Source organism: Haloarcula pelagica (assembly GCF_030127105.1).
Classification (GTDB): domain Archaea; phylum Halobacteriota; class Halobacteria; order Halobacteriales; family Haloarculaceae; genus Haloarcula; species Haloarcula pelagica.
The window spans coordinates 936753-955811 of sequence record NZ_CP126161.1; the positions used below are offsets into that span (position 1 = coordinate 936753).

Sequence of the window (19059 nt, forward strand, 5' to 3'; positions counted from 1 at the left end):
TTACTGCGGGCTCGGGCTGCCGCCCTGGCGGCCGACCTCGTGTTCGAGGGCCTTGCCCGTGATGGACTTCAGGCGGTCGACCAGCGAGTCCTTCTCGGTCTCGCCCGACAGCGCGACCTCCAGGACCTCCGAGATGTGGGAGACGGGGACGATCTCGATCATGTCCTCGTACTCCTCTTCGATCATCACGTCCTGGGTGTTGGCCTCGGGGATGATGACCGTATCCAGACCGGCCTTGGCGGCGGCCTCGATCTTGTGGGTGACACCGCCGACCGGGAGCACGTCACCCCGCACGGAGAGCGAGCCGGTCATCGCGATGTTCTGCTCGACCGGGGCGTCCTCCAGCGCGGAGATGACGGCCGTCGCGACGGTGATCGAGGCGGAGTCGCCGTCGACACCGCCCTCCCCGGCCTGGACGAACTGGATGTGCACGTCCTTCTCGGAGATGTCCTCGTCGCTGAACTTCTTGATGATCGCCGAGACGTTCTGGACGGCCTCCTCGGCCATCTCCTGGAGCTGGCCGGTCGCGATGACCTGGCCCGGACCCTGCGAGGGCGTGACCTCGGCCATCACGGGGAGGACGATCCCGCTGTCCTCGCCCATCACGGCCAGGCCGTTGACGCGACCGACGACATCGCCCTGGTTGACCGTCAGCTCGTAGTCCTTGCGGCGCTCGATGTAGTTGTCCGCGAGCTGTTGCTCGATGGAGCGCGAGCGGCGCTTGGCCTGGAGCACGTCGGCGCGCGTGGTGTTGTCCTTGTCCTCGGCGCGAGCGATGTCGCCCGCGACCCGAACGAGGCCACCCAGGTCACGGAACTTCAGGGTGAGGTGGCCCTTCCGGCCCGCGCGGCGGCGGGCTTCGAGGATGAGCTCCTCGACTGCCTGCTCGGTGAAGTGGGGGAGCCGCCCGTCGTTCTCGACCTCCTGGGCGACGAACCGAGCGTACTTCCGGCGCATCTCGGGGTCGTCCTCGATGGTGTCGTCCATGTACACCTCGTAGCCGTACCCCTTGATCCGGGAGCGCAGCGCCGGGTGCATGTTCTCCATCGCGTCTAGGTTCCCGGCCGCGATCATGATGAAGTCACAGGGGACGGGCTCGGTCTGGACCATCGCGCCCGAGGAGCGCTCGGACTGGCCCGTGATCGAGAACTCGCCCTCCTGGATCGCCGTCATCAGCTTCTGCTGGCTGCGGATGTCCAGGGTGTTGATCTCGTCGACGAACAGGACACCCTTGTTGGCCTTGTGGATGGCGCCGGCCTCCACGCGGTCGTGGCTGGGGGTCTCCATGCCGCCGGACTGGAACGGGTCGTGGCGCACGTCGCCCAGCAGCGCACCCGCGTGGGCACCGGTCGCGTCCTCGAAGGGCGCGGTCTTCTGGCTGGCGTTGCTGATCAGGAGGTTCGGGATCATCGCGTCGCTGCCCCGCGAGCCGTAGCGGAACGCGAGGTAGATGACACCCGCCGCCAGGATACCCAGCAGGATCTGCTGGGCGATGATCAGCGAGTAGCCGATGACGATGGCGATGATGATCCACATCAGGAAGGTCCGCATCTGGTTGCGCTTGCGGGCTTCCTCCTTGTGGGCGTCGACGATCTGTTCGCCCTTCCCGCTTGGCACGGTCCGGACCTTGGGCTCGTTGCCGTCGTCGGGGTTGTGATAGACCAGAACGTCCTGTAGCTCCTCGCGGGGGAGCAACTGACTCATCGCTTTGGCCAGCATCGACTTGCCCGTCCCGGGCGAGCCGATCATCATGACGTGCCGGCGCTGTTTGGCTGCTTTCTTGATCACGTCTCGGGCGTGGTCCTGCCCGATGACCTGATCGACGAGACGGTCGGGGACCTCGATATCGGCGGTCGAATCGATGTCGAGACCACCGAGCAGGTCTTCCTCCTCGCCGTCGAGGTTGCTCTCTCCCTCGACTTCGACATCGCTCCCGAGGGTCGTCCCCTCGTCGTCGCTACCTGGCTCGTCGACGGTCGGCTCTGACACCTGCTCGTCGCTCGCCTCGGCAGGGCTGTCGGCCGCCGTGGCCTCGCCGGCATCGGCGTCCTCCCGGCCGGCGTCGGGAGCCGCGTCGTGTTCGGTATTGTCGCTCATACAAACGTTGCTAACATCGGATTTCAAGGGCTGTCTACTGATATACTTTCTCCCCGTGACCGGCCCCGAGACACCCCGAAAACCGCAAGAAGGCGACCCGATACCATCGAGAGCTGCCGTCCATTCGGAGCCGTCGTCGGGTTTATCAAACCACCAAGCACACAGTGGGGTATGCGTGGGTTCTACATCGGTCGGTTCCAGCCCTATCACGACGGCCATCACGCGATGGTCGATCGGATCACCGACGAGGTCGACGAACTGGTCCTCGGGATCGGGAGCGCCGACGACTCGCACACGACACACGACCCGTTTACCGCCGGCGAGCGGATCATGATGATCACGAAGGCCGTCGCCGAGTTCGACCTGACGACGTACGTCGTTCCCTTGGAGGACATCAACCGCAACGCCGTCTGGGTGAGCCACGTCCAGAGCATGTGCCCGGACTTCGACGTTGCTTACTCGAACAACCCGCTCGTGGTCAGGCTGTTCGAGGAGGGCGGGATCGAGGTGCGCCAGTCGCCGATGTTCGATCGGGACCGCCTCGAAGGCAGCGAGATCCGCCAGCGGATGATCCACGACGAGTCCTGGCGCGACCGGGTGCCGAGCCCGGTCGTCGACGTTATCGAGGAGATCCACGGCGTCAAGCGCCTCCAGCACGTCTCGGACACCGATTCGTTGCGGCGCTACACCGCCGAAAGCGAGGACCTCGACGAGCCAGAGGTCGGTGACCCGGCGGACCAATGATCACCCTCGCGTCGGACTTCGGCACGCCGTACCCGGCCGCCATGCGCGGCGTGATCTGCCAGCGGACCGACGCCCGGATCGAGGACATCGCTCACGACTTCCCCCGGCAGAACGTCCGTACCGCGGCGTTCTGGCTGACACAGACGCTGCCGTACTTCCCGCCGGCCGTCCACTGCGTGGTCGTCGACCCCGGCGTCGGCACGGACCGGGACGCGGTCGTCGTCCGCGCAGATGACCACGCCCTCGTGGCGCCCGACAACGGCGTCGTCCTCCCGGCGGCCCGCGAACTGGCCGACACCGTCGAGGTGTTCACGTGGGCCTACGACGACCCGGCCAGTTCGACGTTCCATGGACGTGATGTCTTCGCGCCCGCGGCGGCCGCGGTCCACGACGCCGGCGTCGACGCCCTCGGGGATCTGGACCGGACGACGCCCACCGACGACTACGCCGACTTGCGCTTTCCGACGGCCGAGACCGACGACGACGGCGCGACGGGCGAAGTGCTGGTCGTCGACGGCTTCGGCAACGTCGTCACGAACATCCCTGGATCGGTGCTGGAGGGACGTTTCGGCGACACCGTCCGCGTTGACGGCGAGTCAGTGCCGGTCCGCCGGGCCTACGCCGCTCTGGACCCCGGCGAGCGGCTGGTGACCGTCGGCAGCCACGGCAACGTCGAACTCGCGGTCAATCGGGGGCGGGGCGACGAGGCGTTCGGCGTCGGCGTCGGCGACCCGGTCTCCCTGTCGCTGTAGCCGAACGATTTCTGCCTGTCACTTTTTAGGCAAGACTAAAATCGATGGTTTTTTGTGTTTTAGGGTAGCCTAAACAGTTGTATGCCGAGTCACCGAGCGGGCTGGCACGCGGCCGAGCGTCGCCGGGGAGAGAGCGTGTCATGCGTAGCCGGCCGCCCGTTCGCCGCACTCGGACCGAGTTCGACGACAGGGGGTGTCGATCAGGCGCTGTAGTCGTCCAGACTCGGTTCATGGCTGCGCGGCGGTGCTACCGTGGGCACGGTCTGCCGCCGCACACACGAGTGCCGACTCGTGTCTGTCCCATCTTCTCGCCCGCGAACGCGGGCAGCCCGGACTCTCCCAGCAGTTTTCCGTCGTCGACGTGGACGCCGATCAGACGTGTGTCTCGACAGTGGGGGCCCCGTCCTAGATCGTCTCCCGCTCGAAGTCCGGGAGAGCGACATCGTCGTCAGATGCCACAGCAGAGTCGGGCCGAACGCCGCCGATCCTCCCGCCGAGACCGATCGCCGCCGCCTCGCTCGATCCCAGTTGCTCCTCGCTCGTGGCACCCTGGACCTTCCGGAGACAGCCAGGTATACGCTACGGAGGCCACTGGCAGTTCGATTCGCCGATAAAAAGTCGGGTGGTGAACGCGAATCGTCGGTCGGCGACGCGCTGTGCCGGCTTACGACGACGAGATCACGTCGTCGATACGGACGATCATCGTCGCGGCCTCGGTCGCCGAGTCGACGGCTTCGCGCTTGACCGCGGCGGGGTCGAGGATGCCGTACTCGACGGGGTCACCGACGACGCCCGTCTGGCCCTCGCTGATGATGCCGGCGATGCCCTCGCTCTCGTGTTCCGAGCGGAGGTCGACGAGCGCGTCGATGGCGTCCAGGCCGGTGTTCTCCGCGAGCGTGCGGGGGAGCACGTCGACGGCGTCGGCGAAGGCCTCGACGGCCAGCTGCTTGCGGCCCTCGATGGACGCGGCTTCGCTGCGGATCTCGTCGGCGATCGCGATCTCGGTCGCACCCGCGCCGGGGACGACGCCGCCCTTGTCCAGGGCTGCGACGACGACATCCAGCGCGTCGGTCAGCGCGCGCTCGATCTCGTCAACCACGTGGTCGGTCGAGCCGCGAGCGAAGACGGTGACGGACTTGGCCGCGGCGCCGCCGCGGATGAACGTCACGTCGTCGTCACCGTGTTTCTCGACGGTGACGCTGTCGGCATGGCCCAGTGCGTCCTCGGTCAGGTCCTCGACGGAGCCGACCCGCTTTGCGCCGGTCGTCTCGACGATGTCTTTCGCGGTCGAGGAGTCGACGCTCTTTGCGGCGAAGACGCCCTCCTTGGCGAGGGTCGACGCGACCAGGTCGGAGACGCCGTCGGTGACGAAGACCACGTCGGCCCCGCTGTCGACGATCGCTTTCGCGTAGCCCTGGAGTTCCTGCTGCTCGGCGTCCAGCGCGGCGTTGAGCTCGTCGACGTTCGTGACGTTGTAGCTGGCGTCGATGTTGCTCTCCCGAACTTCGAGCTCGGCGTCGACGACGGCGATCTCGGCGTCCTCGACCGAGGTCGGCATGTTGTCGTGGACCGGCGTCTCGTCGATGATGACGCCCTCGACCAGTTCCGTCGCCGAGGAAGCCGCACCCGTCTGGGTGTGGATCTCGATGTTGTCACGGACGACGCCGTTGTCGGTCTTGGCGTGGCGGACGGCGTCGACGACGACCTCGGCCAGTCGGTGAGCCTCGACATCGCCGGTGCCTTTGCCGGTCATCGAGGACTCGGCGACTTCGACGAGTGTGTCGTCGTCCAGGTCGACATCGAGGACGTTCTCCTCGATGGATTCCTGGGCGAGCTGGGCCGCGGCGTGATAGCCCTCGACGATCGTCGTCGGGTGGACATCGTCGTCGAGCAGGTCCTCTGCCTTCGCCAGCAGTTCGCCGGCCAGCACAGACGCGGTCGTCGTGCCGTCGCCGACCTCGTCCTCCTGGGTCTGGGCGACTTCGACGATCATCTGTGCCGCGGGGTGTTCGATGTCCATCTCCGAGAGGATGGTCGCGCCGTCGTTGGTGATGACGACATCCCCGTCGTCGGAGACGAGCATCTTGTCCATTCCGCGGGGGCCAAGCGTCGTACGTACCGACTCGCTGACGGCCTTCCCGGCGGAGATGTTCGACGACTGTGCGTCCTTGCCGTGTGTGCGCTGGGCGTCCTCGTCGAGAATGAAGAGGGGCTGGCCGCCCATGCGTCGCTGGCCAGATGACATATGTGGGTTACCTCACCTAAGACATCGCAAGCGGTTCTATATAAATCCTTCGAACAGGACCGTCCCGACACCCCCGGACGACGGCGGTTCGACCGCCACCGACCCCGGCGATGGTTTAATGCGGCGGTGCCCGTACCGTTCGGTGATGCTCGAACTGGAGCACGGGTTCCGCATCGTCGACGTGGCGGGGCGGATCGAACCCGAGGAGAGTCGCCGTCCGCGGCCCGGGATCGGCGGCGCCGAGCAGTTCGAGCGGGAGATGCGCCAGGCAGGCATCACGCGGGCGCTGGTCCACCCGAGCACGCGCGAGGGGAGCTACCTGAAGGTAAACAACGCCGTCGCCAGGACGACCGTCGGCCGCCCGCTGGTCGCGCTCGCCCGGCTGAACGGCGTCCGCGCGGTCGGAGACGGGCCGACTGCGGCGCTCCGGAACTTCACGAGCAGCCGCGGCCCCGACCACGTCTCGCCCGAGGACATCGAGCAGTTCGCGTACGACGAGCGGTTCGGCGGCTTCGCCCTCGATCCGGCCGAGGACGGCCTCCCCGACGAGGCGGTGCTGGCGGAACTCTCGGCCGTCTCACAGCCGATACTGGTCCACGGCGGCGAGCGGTTCCCCCCGTCGGCGGTCGCCGAGTCGCTGCTTGACGGGGCCGTTCCGGTCGTCCTGGCCCACTTCGGGGCCCACCCGTTGCGGCGGGACCTGATGGCCGAGGCGATCGACCTGCTCGACAGCTACGAGGGGCTCTATCTCGACACGAGCGTCGTCCGGTACCGTGACCCGTTGGAGCGCGCAATCCGCGAACACCCGGATCGGGTGTGTTTCGGCAGCGGCGCACCCGACACCCATCCCAACGTCGCGGTGATGGAGATTCTCACGCTGGACGTGCCCGAAGACGCCATGAAGAAGGTCTTCTCGAACAACCCCGCGCGGGTCTTCGACCCACTCTAGGCGTCGAGGGCGTCGGCGATCGCTTCGAGTTCTCCCTTGCGGAACGGTCGCTCGCTCTCGCTTGGGTCGTCCGTGTCGAGTACACCGATCGCGGAGAGGGCGCCCGCCCGCATCTGTGGTTTCGACGGCAGCGATCCCGTATCGATGTCGTAGCCGACCGCCTCACACAGCGCCGCGAGGTCCTCTTTGGTGAACGTGGCGGAGATCTCGCGCTCGAACCGCCCCGTGGCCGCTCTGATGTCGTTCCTGAGTTCGTCGACAGTCCGTGTCACACCGTCGAGAGGGGCCAGCGCCACCTGTCGGTTCCGGTTCCGCCGCGGGGACGGCCCGCACACACGCCGTCAGCGCCAGTCGTAGACGGTCACGGCCCGGTCGGCCCGCTCCGAGCGCCCGTTCGGGTTGCGGCGGCTGGTGCGGTCCCGGACCGAGGCGAGCAGTCCGTCTTTGATCCCAACGCCGACACCGCCAAGCACCGACCGCCCGGTGCCAAGCCACTCCGAGAGCGTCGTTTCGTTTCTGAGGACGCCGGTGAGCGCGTCCGCTCCGTCCCGGCCCGCGTGGCTGGCGATCCGCCGGACGACGGTCGGCCGGAGGCCGTAGTTTTTCACCAGCCGATAGGTCAGAGAGCGGTACTTGCTCCCCCAGTCGGTCGCGAGCATGCCGCCGTCGGACTCGAACTCCCGGCTGGCGGTCATCGAAGCGTCCCAGATGACCTCGCGACCGGTTCCCGAGAGCCGGTGTGCCAGATCGCGGGCACCGCCGACAGTGAGGTACTCGTCGAAGCCGTCCAGCGCGTTCAGTACCTCCCGACGGAACGCGACGTTGCCCGGGTTGAAGTAGGTCACTTGCCGGCCGGCGATCGTCCGCATCTCCTTGCTGTCGGTCGTCAGGCCGGCCGTGAGGCGTTCGTGTGTCGGCCCGGTAACGACCGCGCCGGCGGCGAGGCCGGAGCGAACAGCCTCGGCCCAGCCGTCGCCGACCGAGAGGGTCTGATCGACCAGTGCGACCGCGTCCCCGGTGACCCTGTCGAGCCCGGCGTTCCGTGCGGTGTTGACCGACCGGTCGGCGATCTCGACCAGCACCGACACGTCGTCGCGGTCCCTGACCATCCCGGTCGTCCCGTCGGCCGAGGGGCCGTTGACGACGATCACCTCCGCGTCCGGGACGTGCTCGGCGAGTGCGTCCAGACAGCCGGCGAGTTCCTCCCGGCCGTTCAGTGTCGGGACCACCACCGATAGCTCCATGGTATCCGGTAGTTCGCCGGAACCGCATAAACCCCGCGGGCGACCTGCCACCGACGCGCGAGCGCGCCACCTCCGGTAACCGCGGCCTAGACGTGTGTGTTCCAGTACGAGACCGACGCGATCTTCTCGCCCAGCGGCGTCCCGCCGATGACGGTGTCGATCGAGCGGAACGAGGCGGCGAGTTCGTTGGGGATCTTCCGGTAGAAACCGTAGGGAAGCACCCAGTCGTGGGTCGCCTCGGTCAGTTCCAGCCCGGCGCCGTCGAGCAGCCGGTCGACCTCCCACCGGGAGTAGAGCCGCGACCCCATCGGGAGCGCCCAGTTGTAGGTCGAGCGGGTCGAGAACCGGTTGAACGTGTCGAAGACCACTTGCTCTTTGGCGACGCGGCGCATCTCGGCGAGGAAGGCCGCGGGCGTGTCCGCCAGGTGGAAAAACCGCATCGCGAGCACCGCGTCGAAGTGGTCGTCGGGGAACGGGAGGCGGGCGGCGTCGCCGCGCATGAACTCGACGTGGTCGTCGACCCCGGCCGCGGCGGCCTTCTGGCGTCCCTGCTGGAGCATCGGCCCGGAGATGTCCAGGCCGACGATGTCGGCGCCTCGCTCGGCGAGCATGACGGTAAACCGTCCGGTACCACAGGCCACTTCGAGGATGCTCCGGTCGTCGACCGGCCCGAGCGCGTCGAGGACAGCCTGTTTCTCGCGGCGGTCGATGAGCCGGCCACCGCGGGAGAACCGCTTGTCGTCGTACTCCTCGGCGACGTTGTCGGCCTGGTACCACTCCTGCCCTTTCACGTCTCAATCGTCCCCACTGGGGGAATAAAACGATACTGGAATCGACGGTCGGTCGTCAACCGTTGTAGGGGACGCGTGTATAAGGATTCATTATACAGTCAATACTCTCTGTATTGTTTGGTCACACACATAGCCAACTTTTACCAGGATGTTTGTGATTCTGTCCAGTATGAGCACGATTTCCGATGAAACGCTGGCAACCCCCTTCGCGACCGAGGAGTTTCGCGAGCGGCTCCGTGACCTGCCGCCGAGCGCGAAACTCGTCGCGAAGGTGCTCGAAGACGAGGCGCCGCTCTCCCAGGGGCAGCTCGCGGACGCCTCTCTGCTCCCCGACCGCACCGTCCGCTACGCGCTGAACAGGCTCGAAGACTCGGAGCTCGTCGAGTCCCGGTACAGTTTCACCGACGCTCGCAAACAGGTGTACTTTTTGTCGACCTGACCGACGCTACCGCATGGACTGGACGCGGGTCGACGTGCCCGTGGCGACGCGCGCACCGACCGGGCAGACGGCCGCGTATCTGATCGGCGGGTCGCTGCTGATCGACCCCGCAGCCAGAACCGACGCGCTCGACGCGCTCGTACCGGATATCGAGCACGTCGCCGTCACCCACCACCATCCCGACCACACGGGCGCCGTCGCCGACTACGCTGCCGAGGCCGGCGCGACCGTCTGGGCTCGGACCGGCCGCACGGCGGCCTTCGAGCGGGCGACCGGCGTCACGCCGGACCGGACGTTTGCCGAGGGGACACGGATTCCGACCCGCGGGGGCGACGTGGCGGTTCTGGACACGCCCGGCCACGCGCCCGAACACGTCGCGTTCGTGGCCGGCGACGCCGTCGTCTCCGGTGATCTGGCCATCGCGGCGGGCAGCGTCGTCGTCGGCGCGCCGGAGGGGGACATGCGGGCGTATCTGACCTCGTTGCGGCGACTGGCGGCCCGGTCCCCGACTCGGCTCCTGCCGGCTCACGGTCCGATCATCGACGAGCCACGGGCGACGTGTGAGCGCCTGCTCGCGCATCGACTCGAACGCGAGCGTCGGGTCCGGGCGGCGGTCGCGGACGGCGCGGCGACCGTCGACGCGATACTCGACGCCGCCTACGAGAAGGACCTCTCGGGCGTCCGGGACCTCGCCGCCGCGACGGTCCGGGCGCACCTGAAGAAACTCGCGGTCGAGGGCGCGCTGGCCTGGGACGGCGAGCGCGCGACCGTCGCCGGCCCGTGACGCGTACTTTTTCCCCGTCCACGCGTACGAGTTCGCATGGAGTCGCTCGAAACCGAACTCGACCGCGCCAGGGACCTCGACGTGGCCGAGTTGGCCGACGCGATCGAGACGATCGGGTTCGAGTGTACGCGCTGTGGCGCCTGCTGCAAGGCCGAGACGGGGTGTGGGGGCGCCGACGGGACCGCAGCCGACGACGATGGATCGAAGAGCGCCGACCCACACACGGCGACCGTCTTCCCCGACGAGATCCGCCGGCTCCAGGCGTCGGACGGGACCGACTACGATTTCCGGGATGTCGCCCGACCGATGCCCTACGGGCTGACCGAGGGTCCCGACGGCCCCGAGGGCGAGACCTTCGAGTGGGCGCTCCAGACTGACGGCTGCGGCGACTGCACCTTCTACGAGGAGACGGGCGGCACCGGCGCCTGTACGGTCCACGAGGACCGGCCGCTCATCTGTCGGACCTACCCGTTCAGCGTCGCGCTCGGCGGGACGACACAGCCGATGGGCGAGGTCGTCGACAGCGTTGCCCCGGAGGGGGACGGCGAAGCCGACGAACCCGACGACGGCTCGGGGATGGTCCGCGCCCACGAGTGTGAAGGGCTCGGGCGTGACATCTCGCGGGCGGACGCGAAAGAACTGGCAGCGGCACTCAAAGAGCGAGCGGTCCGTGAGTTAGAAGAAGCCATCGGCGTCCGCGAGCAGTACCAGCCGGTGGAGACGGCCCCTGGCGAAGTCGTCGTCCACGACTCCGAGGGCCAGAAACGACCCGATGGGACGCCGAGAGAGTAGGCCAGACGCTGTTCAGACGCTTTCGTCGATGATCTCGCCGACCGCGAAGTTCGATTTGACTTCCGTCACTTCGATCTTGACGCGCTCGCCGATCTCGGCACCGGGGACGATGATGACGTAGCCCCGTTCGACGCGGGCGATCCCGTCGCCCTGCTTGCCGATGTCCTCGATCTCGACGTAGCGTGTCTCACCGGGTTCGACCGGCGGTTGGGGCTGGTCCGGCGGCGTCTCGCTCACCGACGCCTCGTCCTCGGTGCTCTCGTCGTCGGCGGAGATGAGTGCGACGCGGTAGGTGCCACCGGCCTCGACGGCCCCCGTCTCGACCTCGCGGCGCGGGACCTCGACGACGTACCTGTCACCCTCGTCGGTCACGTCAGCGCTGAACAGACACAGGAGTTTCTCCGAGATTTCCAATGTAGTAGACCTCCGTTTGCGCTACTGTTCGCCCACCACTATAGAACTGCCGGACGCAGCAGTCGCTGTTTTCGCCCTGTACCAACCACCGATGTGAGCCGCCCGTCGCCGTGTCGGTTCCGCGACTCGCTGCGACAAAACCGCAAGACAGCGGCGTGTTAACCGACTGTACCAAACCCCCTAAGGGAGTTTCGGTGCTACCCCGTACTGTACCAATGAGCGCGACCGTACAGGCGACTGACGCCCCACTCTCGGACAAGCAGCGTCGCATCCTGGAGTACCTCGAAGCCAACGCCGACAGCCAAACCTACTTCAAGTCGCGGCTCATCGGCGACGAGCTGGACATGTCCGCCAAAGAGGTCGGCGCCAACATGACCGCGATTGCCAACAGCGCCACCACCGTCGATGTCGAGAAGTGGGGCTACTCGTCGTCGACGACGTGGATGGTCGAAACGTAAGTTCGCGCCTGCGGGCAGACGTGGCGTTTCGCCCTTCTCACGCCGGATCGTACCGCACCAGCGAGTCCGCTTCGCCCGCCAGCGCGGCGGCGTCGTCGCCGAACGAGTCCGCGTAGCGGATCAGCAGCGTCAACACCGTCTCCGGGTTCGTGATCGCGTAGCCGTCGGCCCGCGACAGCAGGCCCGCCGCTTCCAGGTCGCCGGCGTAGTTGCTCACTGTCGGCCGCGAGACATCCAGTTCATCGGCCAGTTCGGCGGCCGACACTGCCGGGTTCCGGAGGAGCGTCACGAGCATCCCGCGGGCGGTCTCCCGGCGGAGAAATCCGAGGATCACCTGCTCGGTTTCGGAGAACTGCCCGGCCGGGAAATACCGGCGGTAGTCGCCGTCCTTGCGCGAGGCGACGACGTTCTCGGACTCCAGACGGTGGAGGTGGTGCTGTGTCTCGCCGGTCCCCAGTTTGAGATCGTCACGGAGCTTCGAGAAGTGGGTACCAGGGTGGGCCGAGACGTAGCCGGCGATGGCACCGGGGGCATCACTGTCGCTGTCCCCACTGTCCTCGCCGAATCGGGCGAACGGGCTCGCCGCACCGAGGGCGGCAAAGCGGCGGAGCGTCGCCCGCTTGTCCTCGTCGACTGTCCCATCCCGACCCATAACTATGTCAGGGGAAGCGATTCTGCTGTAAAAAGGCTTCGGCCTTGATCAGGAGGACTTCTCGCTGCCGTCGTCGTCCGGGCCGCCGGCAACGTCGGTCTGGCCGCCGTTGTCGATCTCGGCGTCCATCTGTTCGATGACCTCGTCTGCGCTGTCGACGCCGGCGTCCTCGCCGTGTTTGATCTTCTGGGCTTCCTCCTCCATCGCCTCTACGTCGACCTCGGCCTCCTCGTCGATCTGGCCGAGGATCTCCTCGATGTCGTCCAGTCCGAGCATCTCGCGGGTCTCGGCGTCGAACTCCAGTCCTTCGAGGACGCTGCCGTTCTCCTTGACATCGGACCCCTGGAGGTGTTTGCCGTACCGGCCGACCAGCGACGTGAGTTCCTGCGGGAGGATGAACTTCGTCGACTCGCCCTGCCCGATCTCGGCCAGCGTCTCCATCCCCTTGTCGATGACGGCGCGTTCGCCCATCGACTCGGCGGATTTCGCGCGCAGCACGGTCGAGATCGCGTCACCCTGGGCTTCCAGGATCTGGCTCTGCTTCTCACCCTGTGCGCGGATGATGTTGGACTGCTTGTCACCTTCCGCGGTCTCGATCGCGGAACGCCGTTCACCCTGGGCCTCCAGGATCATCGCACGGCGTTTCCGCTCGGCGGAGGTCTGTTGCTCCATGGCCTGCTGAACGTCCTTGGAGGGGTTGACCTCGCGGACCTCGACGCTCTCGACGCGGACACCCCACTCGTCGGTGGGTTCGTCCAGTTCCTTCCGGATGCGGGAGTTGATCTCCTGGCGTTTGTTGAGCGTGTCGTCCAGTTCCATGTCACCCAGGACGGCACGGAGGGTCGTCTGTGCGAGGTTCGAGACGGCGCGCTCGTAGTTGTCGACTTCGAGGAACGCCTTCTTGGGGTCCATCACCTTGATGTAGACGACGGCGTCGGCGGTCACCGGCGAGTTGTCGCGGGTGATCGCTTCCTGCCGTGGCACGTCTAACGTCTGAGTCCGCATGTCGAAGCGGGTAACGTCCGAGACGAAGGGATAGATGAAGTGGATCCCCTGGTCGAGCAGGCCACGGTAGGTCCCGAGCACGGTGTAGGCACCCTGCTGATAGGGCCTGATGATGACGACGCTGGAGTACACCAGCGCGATGGCGATGAGCAGGAACACGACGGCGACGAAGCCGATGATGCCGCCCAGAATCTGCAGCGGTACTAACGCGGGGAGCATAACGCCTCCAACTCGGTCTCCCTGAAAGAAAAGCCTTCGGTGTCTGTGTCACACACTAACGCGAGTCACGCTTTCTCCGATTCGGTCGACCGCTCGCGGTCCCGTTCCAGCGCGCGGTCGATGTCGTCGTCGGTCCCCGAGACGCGTTCGACCTTGAGGACGTTGCCGCCGCCGGGGTCGACTACCATCACCTCTTCGCCCTCCTCGATGGTCCCGTCGATACTCCGGGCCTGATAGTAGGGGTTGAAGCCGCCGTCTTCGAGTTTGACCTCGCCGTCGGACGTGGTGACCCGCTCGGTGACGACGCCGAACTGGCCTTTCAGGGAGTCCGAACTGAGTGTCTGGCCGCGTCCGGGGGCGGCGAAGTCCAGTTTCCGGTACCCCCACAGCGTCACCGCTGTCGTCGCGAGGACGACAACGGTGAGGACGATGGGTGCGAAGATACCCAGGCTCGCGGGGATGAACAGGCCGACGAGCCCGGCAGTCAGGAGCGCGACGCCGAGCACGAAGAAGTGCGTTCCCGGTGCCAGCGCCTCCGCGACGATGAGGCCGGCGCCGGCCAGAAACAGCAGTACCGAGAGGGACAGCCCGAACAGTGGATCGACCTGGGCGGGGGCGAGGACGGCCAGCGAGCCTACCATACCACCCAGTAGGGGCGGAGCAGGATTAAGTGTCCGGGTTGGTCCGGACGAACAGTCCGTACAGCACTGCTGCGCCGACGGCGACGGCGGCGGTCATCCCGCCGAGGACGGTCGGCGAGGCCAGTGCCGGTCCGGCGAACATCCCGCCGATCGCCAACAGCCCGATGTACACGCCCAGCGCGACGAAGACGACACTCTCCACGCTGGGGCGCCCGGGTGTCACTTCCACGTCGGGGGAGAACGTCCCGGCCTCGCTCCCGTCATCGTAGGGGTTCTCCGCGTCCTCGGTGTCGTCGACCCTGATAACGTCGGCCTCGGTGGCGTTGTCGTACTCCTCGACGAACCGGTCGCCGCCGTCGGTGTCGTCGCGCCGTCGCGGTCCGGGCGCGTCACCATCGTCCATGTCAGTCGGTAGTCGGCGAGCCTACAAAAGGGCTTGTGACTACGTGCGCTCGGTCGTCTCGACGCCGCCGAAGACGAACCGGGCGCCGTCGTGGTCCTCGTCGAGTTCGACGGTCCAGCCGTGTGAGTGGGCGACGGTCCGGACGATCGCCAGGCCGAGGCCGGTGCCGTCGTCGCTGGTCGTGTAGCCGTACTCGAAGACATCCGTGGCGTGGTCGGCCGGGACGCCCGGGCCGTCGTCGGCGACCGCGAACCCACCCGGGAACAGTTCTGCGGTGACCGTGACCGGCGACACGTCCCCGTCCGGTGGTTCGTCGTCGGCAGCGGGGCCGTGTTCGACGCTGTTCCGAATCAGGTTTTCGAGCAGGGTGAGCAGTCGCGTCCGGTCGGCGTGGACGGTCCCGCTGCCCTGGACCGACAGCGTCGCCGTGCCCGTCTCCACGTTCTTCCAGGCCGCCTCGACGACGGCCCCGAAGTCGAGCGGTTCCTGCTCGGTCATGTCGTCGCCCTGTCTGGCCAGCGTGAGCACGTCCTCGATGATCTCGTCCATCCGCTCGTGGGACTCCGAGATCGACGCCACGTAGCCGGTCAGTTCGGGGTCGTCGAGTTCCTCCGCCAGGACGTTCGTGTATCCGTCGGCGACCTGGAGCGGGTTCCGCAGGTCGTGACTGACCGTCGCGGCGACCTGGTCGAGGCGGTCGTTTTTCGCTTCGAGGCGGCGGCGTGACCGTTCGAGCGGCGTCACGTCCCGCAGGAGCAGTGAGTGACCGATCCGGTGTGCGGTGTCGCGCTCCTCGATCGGCGTCGTCCGAAGCGAGTAGTACCGGGTTTCCCCGTCGACCGTCAGCGTGATCCGGGTCGTCTGGTCCGCCGGGACGGGGAGCGTGACCTGGCTCGCCAGCTCCGGACACACTGTGGTGAACTCCCCGCCCTCGCTGTCGGCCAGGCCAGGCCACAGCGAGCGTGCCTCCCGGTTGTAATCGACCACACGCGCCTCGTCGTCGAGGACGACGACGGCGTCCGAGAGCGTCTCGACCAACCGCGTGCGAGCGACGGGTGCGATGTCGAACAGCCCCATCCCGAACACGCCGACCGTCGTCGCGAGGATGAACGGCAACGCACCGTAGCCGCCGTACTGAAAGGTTTCGACCGGGCCGAGTTCCAGGATCGACGCGATGTTCGCCGTCCCGACACCGATGGCACCGGTGTACAGCAGCGCCGTCCGGATCCGGTTCCCCCGCCGGGTCCGCCCGATGAACTGCGAGAGCACGAGCACGCCGATCAGGACGAACGCGTAGGTGATGGTCAGGAACAGGTAGTACACCGGCCCGCGGACCGCGCTGCCGTGGAAGAACGGCGTCTGGACGCGCACGACATCGGTCAACAAGAGGTGGTGTGTGCCGTTTGTCACCGCGAGCACGGCGTAGCCCCCGACGACGAGGGCCGAGACCACCTGGACCCATCGCTGTCGGTGGAGGTCGCTGTCGGTGTAGGCCGCGACGAAGGCGACCCAGAGGAAGCTCGCGAGAAACCCCGTGAACTTCTCGCTGATCACGAGCGCGCGGGCCAGTCGCCACTCCGTCGTGAGGACCAGCGCGACGAGCTGGAGCTGCCAGAGGATCCCCGCGACGAACACCACTGCGAGGTACAACCTGACGCCGCGGACCTCGTTCTGTGTCCGCCAGAGCACGCCGCCGACGGCCAGCGAGAGGAAAACGGTGAGCACTGGCGGGACGACGTGCGCGACCACGACGGGTGGAACCGCCACAGGCTGTGTCTCGTGTCGACGATTATCAATATACCGTCGGTTCGCCCGGCACGCCCGGTCCCGCCTCCGCTGCCGGACTAGCGCCGCGGTGCAAGCGCCTTTCGGGCTGGCAGTGTGAGAACCGGTATGCACGTGATCGTCCACGGCGGCGCCGGGAGCGCACCCGACCAGCCGACCGAGCGCCGCGAGACCCTCGACGAGGCAGCCACGAGGGCCGCGACGCGGCGACACCGATCGAGGCCGTCCGCGCGGCGGTTCGCCCGCTGGAACGCGAGCCGGCGTTCAACGCCGGCGTGGGTGGGGCCGTCCAGAGCGACGGCGTGGTCCGGACGGACGCCGGCCTGATGACCGCCGACGGGACCGCCGGCGCGGCCTGCTCGATGCCGGGCGTCGCCCACGCCGTCGATGTCGCACACGCCGTCGCCACGGAGACGCCACACCTCCTCGTCGCCGGCCAGCAAGCGGTCGACCTCGCAGGGGTGTGTGGCGTCGACACCGACGAATCGCTCCTGACCGACGAGACCCGGCGTCGCTGGACCGACGCCGACCCGCCGGGACCGCTGGACGAGGCCCACCTCCAGTGGGTCCGGGACCGATTTGGCGGCCACGACACCGTCGGCGCGGTGGCCACCGACGGCGACCGCCTGGCGACGGCGACCTCGACAGCCGGCCGGTGGTTCGCGCTGGCCGGCCGCGTCGGCGACGTTCCGCACCTGGGCGCGGGGTTCTACGCGGACGAGCGCGGCGGCGCGAGCGCGACCGGCGAGGGCGAGGCGATCGCGCGGTTCGGCCTCGCCCGGCGAGCCGTCGAGTCGCTCGACACCTACGGCCCCCGGCAGGCCGCCAGCGAGGCGATCGACGAGTTCGCCGCCGAGACGGACGGCCGCGCCGGCGTGATCGTCATGGACCGAGCCGGTCACGCCGGCGCGGAGTTCAACAGCCAGGCGATGCAGACGGCACGCGCCGGTCCGGAGTGAACGTTTATCCCCGAGAGGGGCGAATCTCGGTCCGTGACTCCCGTCTATCTCGCCCTCGCGTCCGTCTGTGCCCTCCTCGCGGCCGCGGTCGCCGGCCACGACGCGGCCACCAGAGATCGCCCCTGGGGCCGTGTCGCCGTCGGGGTCGGCGGCGCGACCGCTGTCGGCTGTGGTGGCGCCCTCCTGAGCAGTGACTGGCTCGTGACCAGCTACGCCGCCGTGACCGGTGGTCCCCTCGTCGTTACGTCGCCCCGGGAGGTGTTCGCGCTCGTGGTCGGTGTCGTCGCGCTCGTCGCCGTCCTGTCGGGATACGGCGCCCTCTCGCGGTTCCGGCCGACCGGCTGAGTCCAACGGCAAACGCTTTCACCCACAGCGCACAACGACGGGGCATGAGCGACGTGGACCTCCAGGCCGAGCAGTACGAGCAGTGCCGCGAGGCCGGTGAGATTCTCGCACAGGTACGCGACGAGGCCGCCCAGCGGGTCGAGGTCGGCGCCAGCCACCTCGAACTCGCGGAGTGGGCCGAAGACCGCATCCGGGAGCTGGGCGGCGAACCGGCGTTCCCGGTCAACATCTCGATCGACGAGGAGGCCGCCCACGCGACCCCCTCGCGTGACGACGACGCCACCTTCGGCGAGGAGATGATCAACCTCGACATCGGCGTCCACGTCGACGGCTGGCTGGCCGACACGGCCGTCACCGTCGACCTCTCGGGACACGACGACCTGGCCGCGGCCTCCGAGGAGGCGCTAGACGCCGCCCTCGAGGTCGCCGGCCCGGGCGTCGATGTCGGACAGATCGGTGCCGCCGTCGAGGATGTCATCGAGGGGTACGGCTTCAACCCCGTTGTCAACCTCACCGGTCACGGACTGGGCCACTGGGAACAGCACACGGCCCCGAACATCCCCAACCGCGAGGTCCAGCAGGGCGCCGTCCTGGAGACCGGTGACGTGGTCGCCATCGAACCGTTCGCGACCGACGGCGGCGGCAAGGTCCAGGAGGGCGCCGAGGAGGAGATCTTCGCGCTCGAACGGGAAGGCAACGTCCGGAACCGCCAGGCGCGGCAGGTGCTCGACCAGATCGCCGAGGAGTTCCGGACGCTGCCCTTCGCCGCCCGCTGGCTCGACTCCTCGCGGGCCGAGATGGCGCTTCGCCGCCTCCAGCAACAGGGGATCGTCCACGGCTATCCCGTCCTCAAGGAACAGGACGGCTACTACGTCAGCCAGAAAGAACACACCGTCATCATCACCGAGGACGGCTGTGAAGTGACGACTCGCTCGCGGTAATCAGGCGTTGTTCATCCGGATCTTCGTCGTGGTGCCACAGACCTGGCACTCGCTGACCCGGTAGGGTTCCCGTGAGAAGGCTGCGTTCTCGGGCTGGGAGCTCTCGGTCAGGATCTCGACCCTGACCGCGTGGGGCGTCTCGCGGTCACACGTGGAACAGGGCTCGGCCATGTCCGGATCGTGGGGTGTCGTTGCCATCGTACCCGAAACGAGGGCGATAGACCGCATAAAAACCCAGTTCGGTTCCACACCGTTCAGATCGTTTATCGCGGGACGGCAGCGGGAAAATCGGAACGGCGTCGCTCGTTGCCCCGAGAGACTTTATCGACCGTTCTCCTGCCGTTTTCACCCCATTTCACGGATGAACGGCCGATAGTTTTATATCCCTGTTTTCGAGGTG

21 protein-coding genes and 1 pseudogene are annotated in these 19059 nt (G+C 67.5%); 10 read left to right on the forward strand and 12 right to left on the reverse strand.

What is annotated here, in order from left to right; translation table 11 throughout:
* A complete protein-coding gene (gene lonB / locus P1L40_RS04990; RefSeq protein ID WP_284010224.1) occupies positions 1 to 2097 on the reverse strand; it encodes an ATP-dependent protease LonB in 2097 nt (698 codons plus the stop codon).
* Positions 2098 to 2268: 171 nt separating this feature from the next.
* On the opposite strand from lonB, the gene P1L40_RS04995 reads away from it, so the two are divergent.
* Together P1L40_RS04995 and P1L40_RS05000 are read left to right on the forward strand one after the other, a co-directional pair.
* Positions 2269 to 2841, forward strand: coding sequence for a nicotinamide-nucleotide adenylyltransferase (locus tag P1L40_RS04995; protein ID WP_284010225.1), 573 nt, complete (start codon positions 2269 to 2271; stop codon positions 2839 to 2841).
* Positions 2838 to 3593: an SAM hydrolase/SAM-dependent halogenase family protein gene (locus P1L40_RS05000; protein WP_284010226.1), complete on the forward strand. Its 756-nt coding sequence runs from the start codon at positions 2838 to 2840 to the stop codon at positions 3591 to 3593. The genes P1L40_RS04995 and P1L40_RS05000 overlap by 4 nt, the downstream gene beginning before the upstream one ends.
* 664 nt (positions 3594 to 4257) lie before the next feature.
* Here the strand turns inward: P1L40_RS05000 and thsA are convergent.
* Positions 4258 to 5817, reverse strand: coding sequence for a thermosome subunit alpha (thsA, locus tag P1L40_RS05005; protein WP_284011109.1), 1560 nt, complete (start codon positions 5815 to 5817; stop codon positions 4258 to 4260).
* A 166-nt stretch (positions 5818 to 5983) separates the two neighbouring features.
* Here thsA and P1L40_RS05010 point away from each other — a divergent pair, with 166 nt between their 5' ends.
* Entirely contained in the window at positions 5984 to 6787 is an 804-nt protein-coding gene (locus P1L40_RS05010) for an amidohydrolase family protein (protein ID WP_284010227.1), read from the forward strand.
* Here P1L40_RS05010 and P1L40_RS05015 read toward each other — a convergent pair.
* The 3 genes from P1L40_RS05015 to P1L40_RS05025 all read right to left on the reverse strand — a co-directional run bounded on the left by P1L40_RS05015 (position 6784) and on the right by P1L40_RS05025 (position 8822).
* Positions 6784 to 7059, reverse strand: coding sequence for a hypothetical protein (locus tag P1L40_RS05015; RefSeq protein ID WP_284010228.1), 276 nt, complete (start codon positions 7057 to 7059; stop codon positions 6784 to 6786). The genes P1L40_RS05010 and P1L40_RS05015 overlap by 4 nt on opposite strands.
* 69 nt (positions 7060 to 7128) lie before the next feature.
* Positions 7129 to 8031 (reverse strand): glycosyltransferase family 2 protein, encoded by a 903-nt coding sequence (locus P1L40_RS05020; RefSeq protein ID WP_284010229.1) that lies wholly within the window; start codon positions 8029 to 8031, stop codon positions 7129 to 7131.
* Between the two features lie 86 nt (positions 8032 to 8117).
* Positions 8118 to 8822 carry a class I SAM-dependent methyltransferase gene (locus tag P1L40_RS05025; protein WP_284010230.1) on the reverse strand — a complete coding sequence of 235 codons (705 nt, stop codon included), beginning with the start codon at positions 8820 to 8822 and terminating at the stop codon, positions 8118 to 8120.
* 169 nt (positions 8823 to 8991) lie between these two features.
* On the opposite strand from P1L40_RS05025, the gene P1L40_RS05030 reads away from it, so the two are divergent.
* Genes P1L40_RS05030 through P1L40_RS05040 form a run of 3 tightly spaced genes read left to right on the forward strand, consistent with a single transcriptional unit; the run spans position 8992 to position 10837 of the window.
* Positions 8992 to 9261: a MarR family transcriptional regulator gene (locus P1L40_RS05030; protein ID WP_284010231.1), complete on the forward strand. Its 270-nt coding sequence runs from the start codon at positions 8992 to 8994 to the stop codon at positions 9259 to 9261.
* A gap of 13 nt (positions 9262 to 9274) precedes the next feature.
* The gene (locus tag P1L40_RS05035; RefSeq protein ID WP_284010232.1) at positions 9275 to 10045 is read left to right on the forward strand and encodes an MBL fold metallo-hydrolase; all 771 of its coding nucleotides are present in this window, start codon (positions 9275 to 9277) and stop codon (positions 10043 to 10045) included.
* A 36-nt stretch (positions 10046 to 10081) separates the two neighbouring features.
* A complete protein-coding gene (locus P1L40_RS05040; RefSeq protein ID WP_284010233.1) occupies positions 10082 to 10837 on the forward strand; it encodes a YkgJ family cysteine cluster protein in 756 nt (251 codons plus the stop codon).
* A gap of 12 nt (positions 10838 to 10849) precedes the next feature.
* On the opposite strand, the gene P1L40_RS05045 is transcribed toward P1L40_RS05040, so the two are convergent.
* Positions 10850 to 11251, reverse strand: a complete 402-nt coding sequence (locus P1L40_RS05045) for a TRAM domain-containing protein (RefSeq protein WP_284010234.1) — start codon at positions 11249 to 11251, stop codon at positions 10850 to 10852.
* A gap of 215 nt (positions 11252 to 11466) precedes the next feature.
* On the opposite strand from P1L40_RS05045, the gene P1L40_RS05050 reads away from it, so the two are divergent.
* Complete coding sequence (locus P1L40_RS05050) at positions 11467 to 11709, forward strand: DUF7123 family protein (protein WP_284010235.1); 243 nt, start codon at positions 11467 to 11469, stop codon at positions 11707 to 11709.
* Between the two features lie 37 nt (positions 11710 to 11746).
* Here P1L40_RS05050 and P1L40_RS05055 read toward each other — a convergent pair whose 3' ends face one another.
* From P1L40_RS05055 to P1L40_RS05075, 5 genes are all read right to left on the reverse strand, one after another.
* Entirely contained in the window at positions 11747 to 12361 is a 615-nt protein-coding gene (locus tag P1L40_RS05055) for a winged helix-turn-helix transcriptional regulator (protein ID WP_284010236.1), read from the reverse strand.
* Between the two features lie 48 nt (positions 12362 to 12409).
* Entirely contained in the window at positions 12410 to 13585 is a 1176-nt protein-coding gene (locus P1L40_RS05060) for an SPFH domain-containing protein (protein WP_284010237.1), read from the reverse strand.
* Positions 13586 to 13650: 65 nt separating this feature from the next.
* Positions 13651 to 14226 carry an NfeD family protein gene (locus tag P1L40_RS05065; RefSeq protein ID WP_284010238.1) on the reverse strand — a complete coding sequence of 192 codons (576 nt, stop codon included), beginning with the start codon at positions 14224 to 14226 and terminating at the stop codon, positions 13651 to 13653.
* Positions 14227 to 14251: 25 nt separating this feature from the next.
* On the reverse strand, positions 14252 to 14629 hold the full coding sequence (locus P1L40_RS05070; protein ID WP_284010239.1) for a DUF7312 domain-containing protein: 378 nt from the start codon (positions 14627 to 14629) through the stop codon (positions 14252 to 14254).
* A 39-nt stretch (positions 14630 to 14668) separates the two neighbouring features.
* Positions 14669 to 16396 carry a sensor histidine kinase gene (locus P1L40_RS05075; RefSeq protein ID WP_284010240.1) on the reverse strand — a complete coding sequence of 576 codons (1728 nt, stop codon included), beginning with the start codon at positions 16394 to 16396 and terminating at the stop codon, positions 14669 to 14671.
* Positions 16397 to 16522: 126 nt separating this feature from the next.
* Between P1L40_RS05075 and P1L40_RS05080 the strand changes: the two are divergent.
* The 3 genes and pseudogenes from P1L40_RS05080 to map all read left to right on the forward strand — a co-directional run bounded on the left by P1L40_RS05080 (position 16523) and on the right by map (position 18659).
* Positions 16523 to 17373, forward strand: a pseudogene (locus tag P1L40_RS05080) (isoaspartyl peptidase/L-asparaginase).
* Positions 17374 to 17406: 33 nt separating this feature from the next.
* Positions 17407 to 17718 (forward strand): hypothetical protein, encoded by a 312-nt coding sequence (locus P1L40_RS05085; RefSeq protein WP_284010241.1) that lies wholly within the window; start codon positions 17407 to 17409, stop codon positions 17716 to 17718.
* Between the two features lie 44 nt (positions 17719 to 17762).
* Entirely contained in the window at positions 17763 to 18659 is an 897-nt protein-coding gene (gene map / locus P1L40_RS05090) for a type II methionyl aminopeptidase (protein ID WP_284010242.1), read from the forward strand.
* Here map and P1L40_RS05095 read toward each other — a convergent pair whose 3' ends face one another.
* Complete coding sequence (locus P1L40_RS05095) at positions 18660 to 18857, reverse strand: DUF7835 family putative zinc beta-ribbon protein (RefSeq protein WP_284010243.1); 198 nt, start codon at positions 18855 to 18857, stop codon at positions 18660 to 18662.
* Positions 18858 to 19059 lie beyond the last annotated feature (202 nt).

Excerpts from the sequence above, each read along its gene's own strand:
- lonB (WP_284010224.1), bottom strand. The coding sequence starts at position 2,097 with ATGAGCGACAATACCGAACACGACGCGGCTCCCGACGCCGGCCGGGAG.
- P1L40_RS05020 (WP_284010229.1), bottom strand. The coding sequence starts at position 8,031 with ATGGAGCTATCGGTGGTGGTCCCGACACTGAACGGCCGGGAGGAACTC.
- map (WP_284010242.1), top strand. The coding sequence starts at position 17,763 with ATGAGCGACGTGGACCTCCAGGCCGAGCAGTACGAGCAGTGCCGCGAG.
- P1L40_RS05010 (WP_284010227.1), top strand. The coding sequence starts at position 5,984 with ATGCTCGAACTGGAGCACGGGTTCCGCATCGTCGACGTGGCGGGGCGG.
- P1L40_RS04995 (WP_284010225.1), top strand. The coding sequence starts at position 2,269 with ATGCGTGGGTTCTACATCGGTCGGTTCCAGCCCTATCACGACGGCCAT.
- P1L40_RS05030 (WP_284010231.1), top strand. The coding sequence starts at position 8,992 with ATGAGCACGATTTCCGATGAAACGCTGGCAACCCCCTTCGCGACCGAG.
- P1L40_RS05055 (WP_284010236.1), bottom strand. The coding sequence starts at position 12,361 with ATGGGTCGGGATGGGACAGTCGACGAGGACAAGCGGGCGACGCTCCGC.
- P1L40_RS05000 (WP_284010226.1), top strand. The coding sequence starts at position 2,838 with ATGATCACCCTCGCGTCGGACTTCGGCACGCCGTACCCGGCCGCCATG.
- P1L40_RS05070 (WP_284010239.1), bottom strand. The coding sequence starts at position 14,629 with ATGGACGATGGTGACGCGCCCGGACCGCGACGGCGCGACGACACCGAC.
- P1L40_RS05050 (WP_284010235.1), top strand. The coding sequence starts at position 11,467 with ATGAGCGCGACCGTACAGGCGACTGACGCCCCACTCTCGGACAAGCAG.
- thsA (WP_284011109.1), bottom strand. The coding sequence starts at position 5,817 with ATGGGCGGCCAGCCCCTCTTCATTCTCGACGAGGACGCCCAGCGCACA.
- P1L40_RS05095 (WP_284010243.1), bottom strand. The coding sequence starts at position 18,857 with ATGGCAACGACACCCCACGATCCGGACATGGCCGAGCCCTGTTCCACG.
- P1L40_RS05065 (WP_284010238.1), bottom strand. The coding sequence starts at position 14,226 with ATGGTAGGCTCGCTGGCCGTCCTCGCCCCCGCCCAGGTCGATCCACTG.
- P1L40_RS05060 (WP_284010237.1), bottom strand. The coding sequence starts at position 13,585 with ATGCTCCCCGCGTTAGTACCGCTGCAGATTCTGGGCGGCATCATCGGC.
- P1L40_RS05040 (WP_284010233.1), top strand. The coding sequence starts at position 10,082 with ATGGAGTCGCTCGAAACCGAACTCGACCGCGCCAGGGACCTCGACGTG.
- P1L40_RS05035 (WP_284010232.1), top strand. The coding sequence starts at position 9,275 with ATGGACTGGACGCGGGTCGACGTGCCCGTGGCGACGCGCGCACCGACC.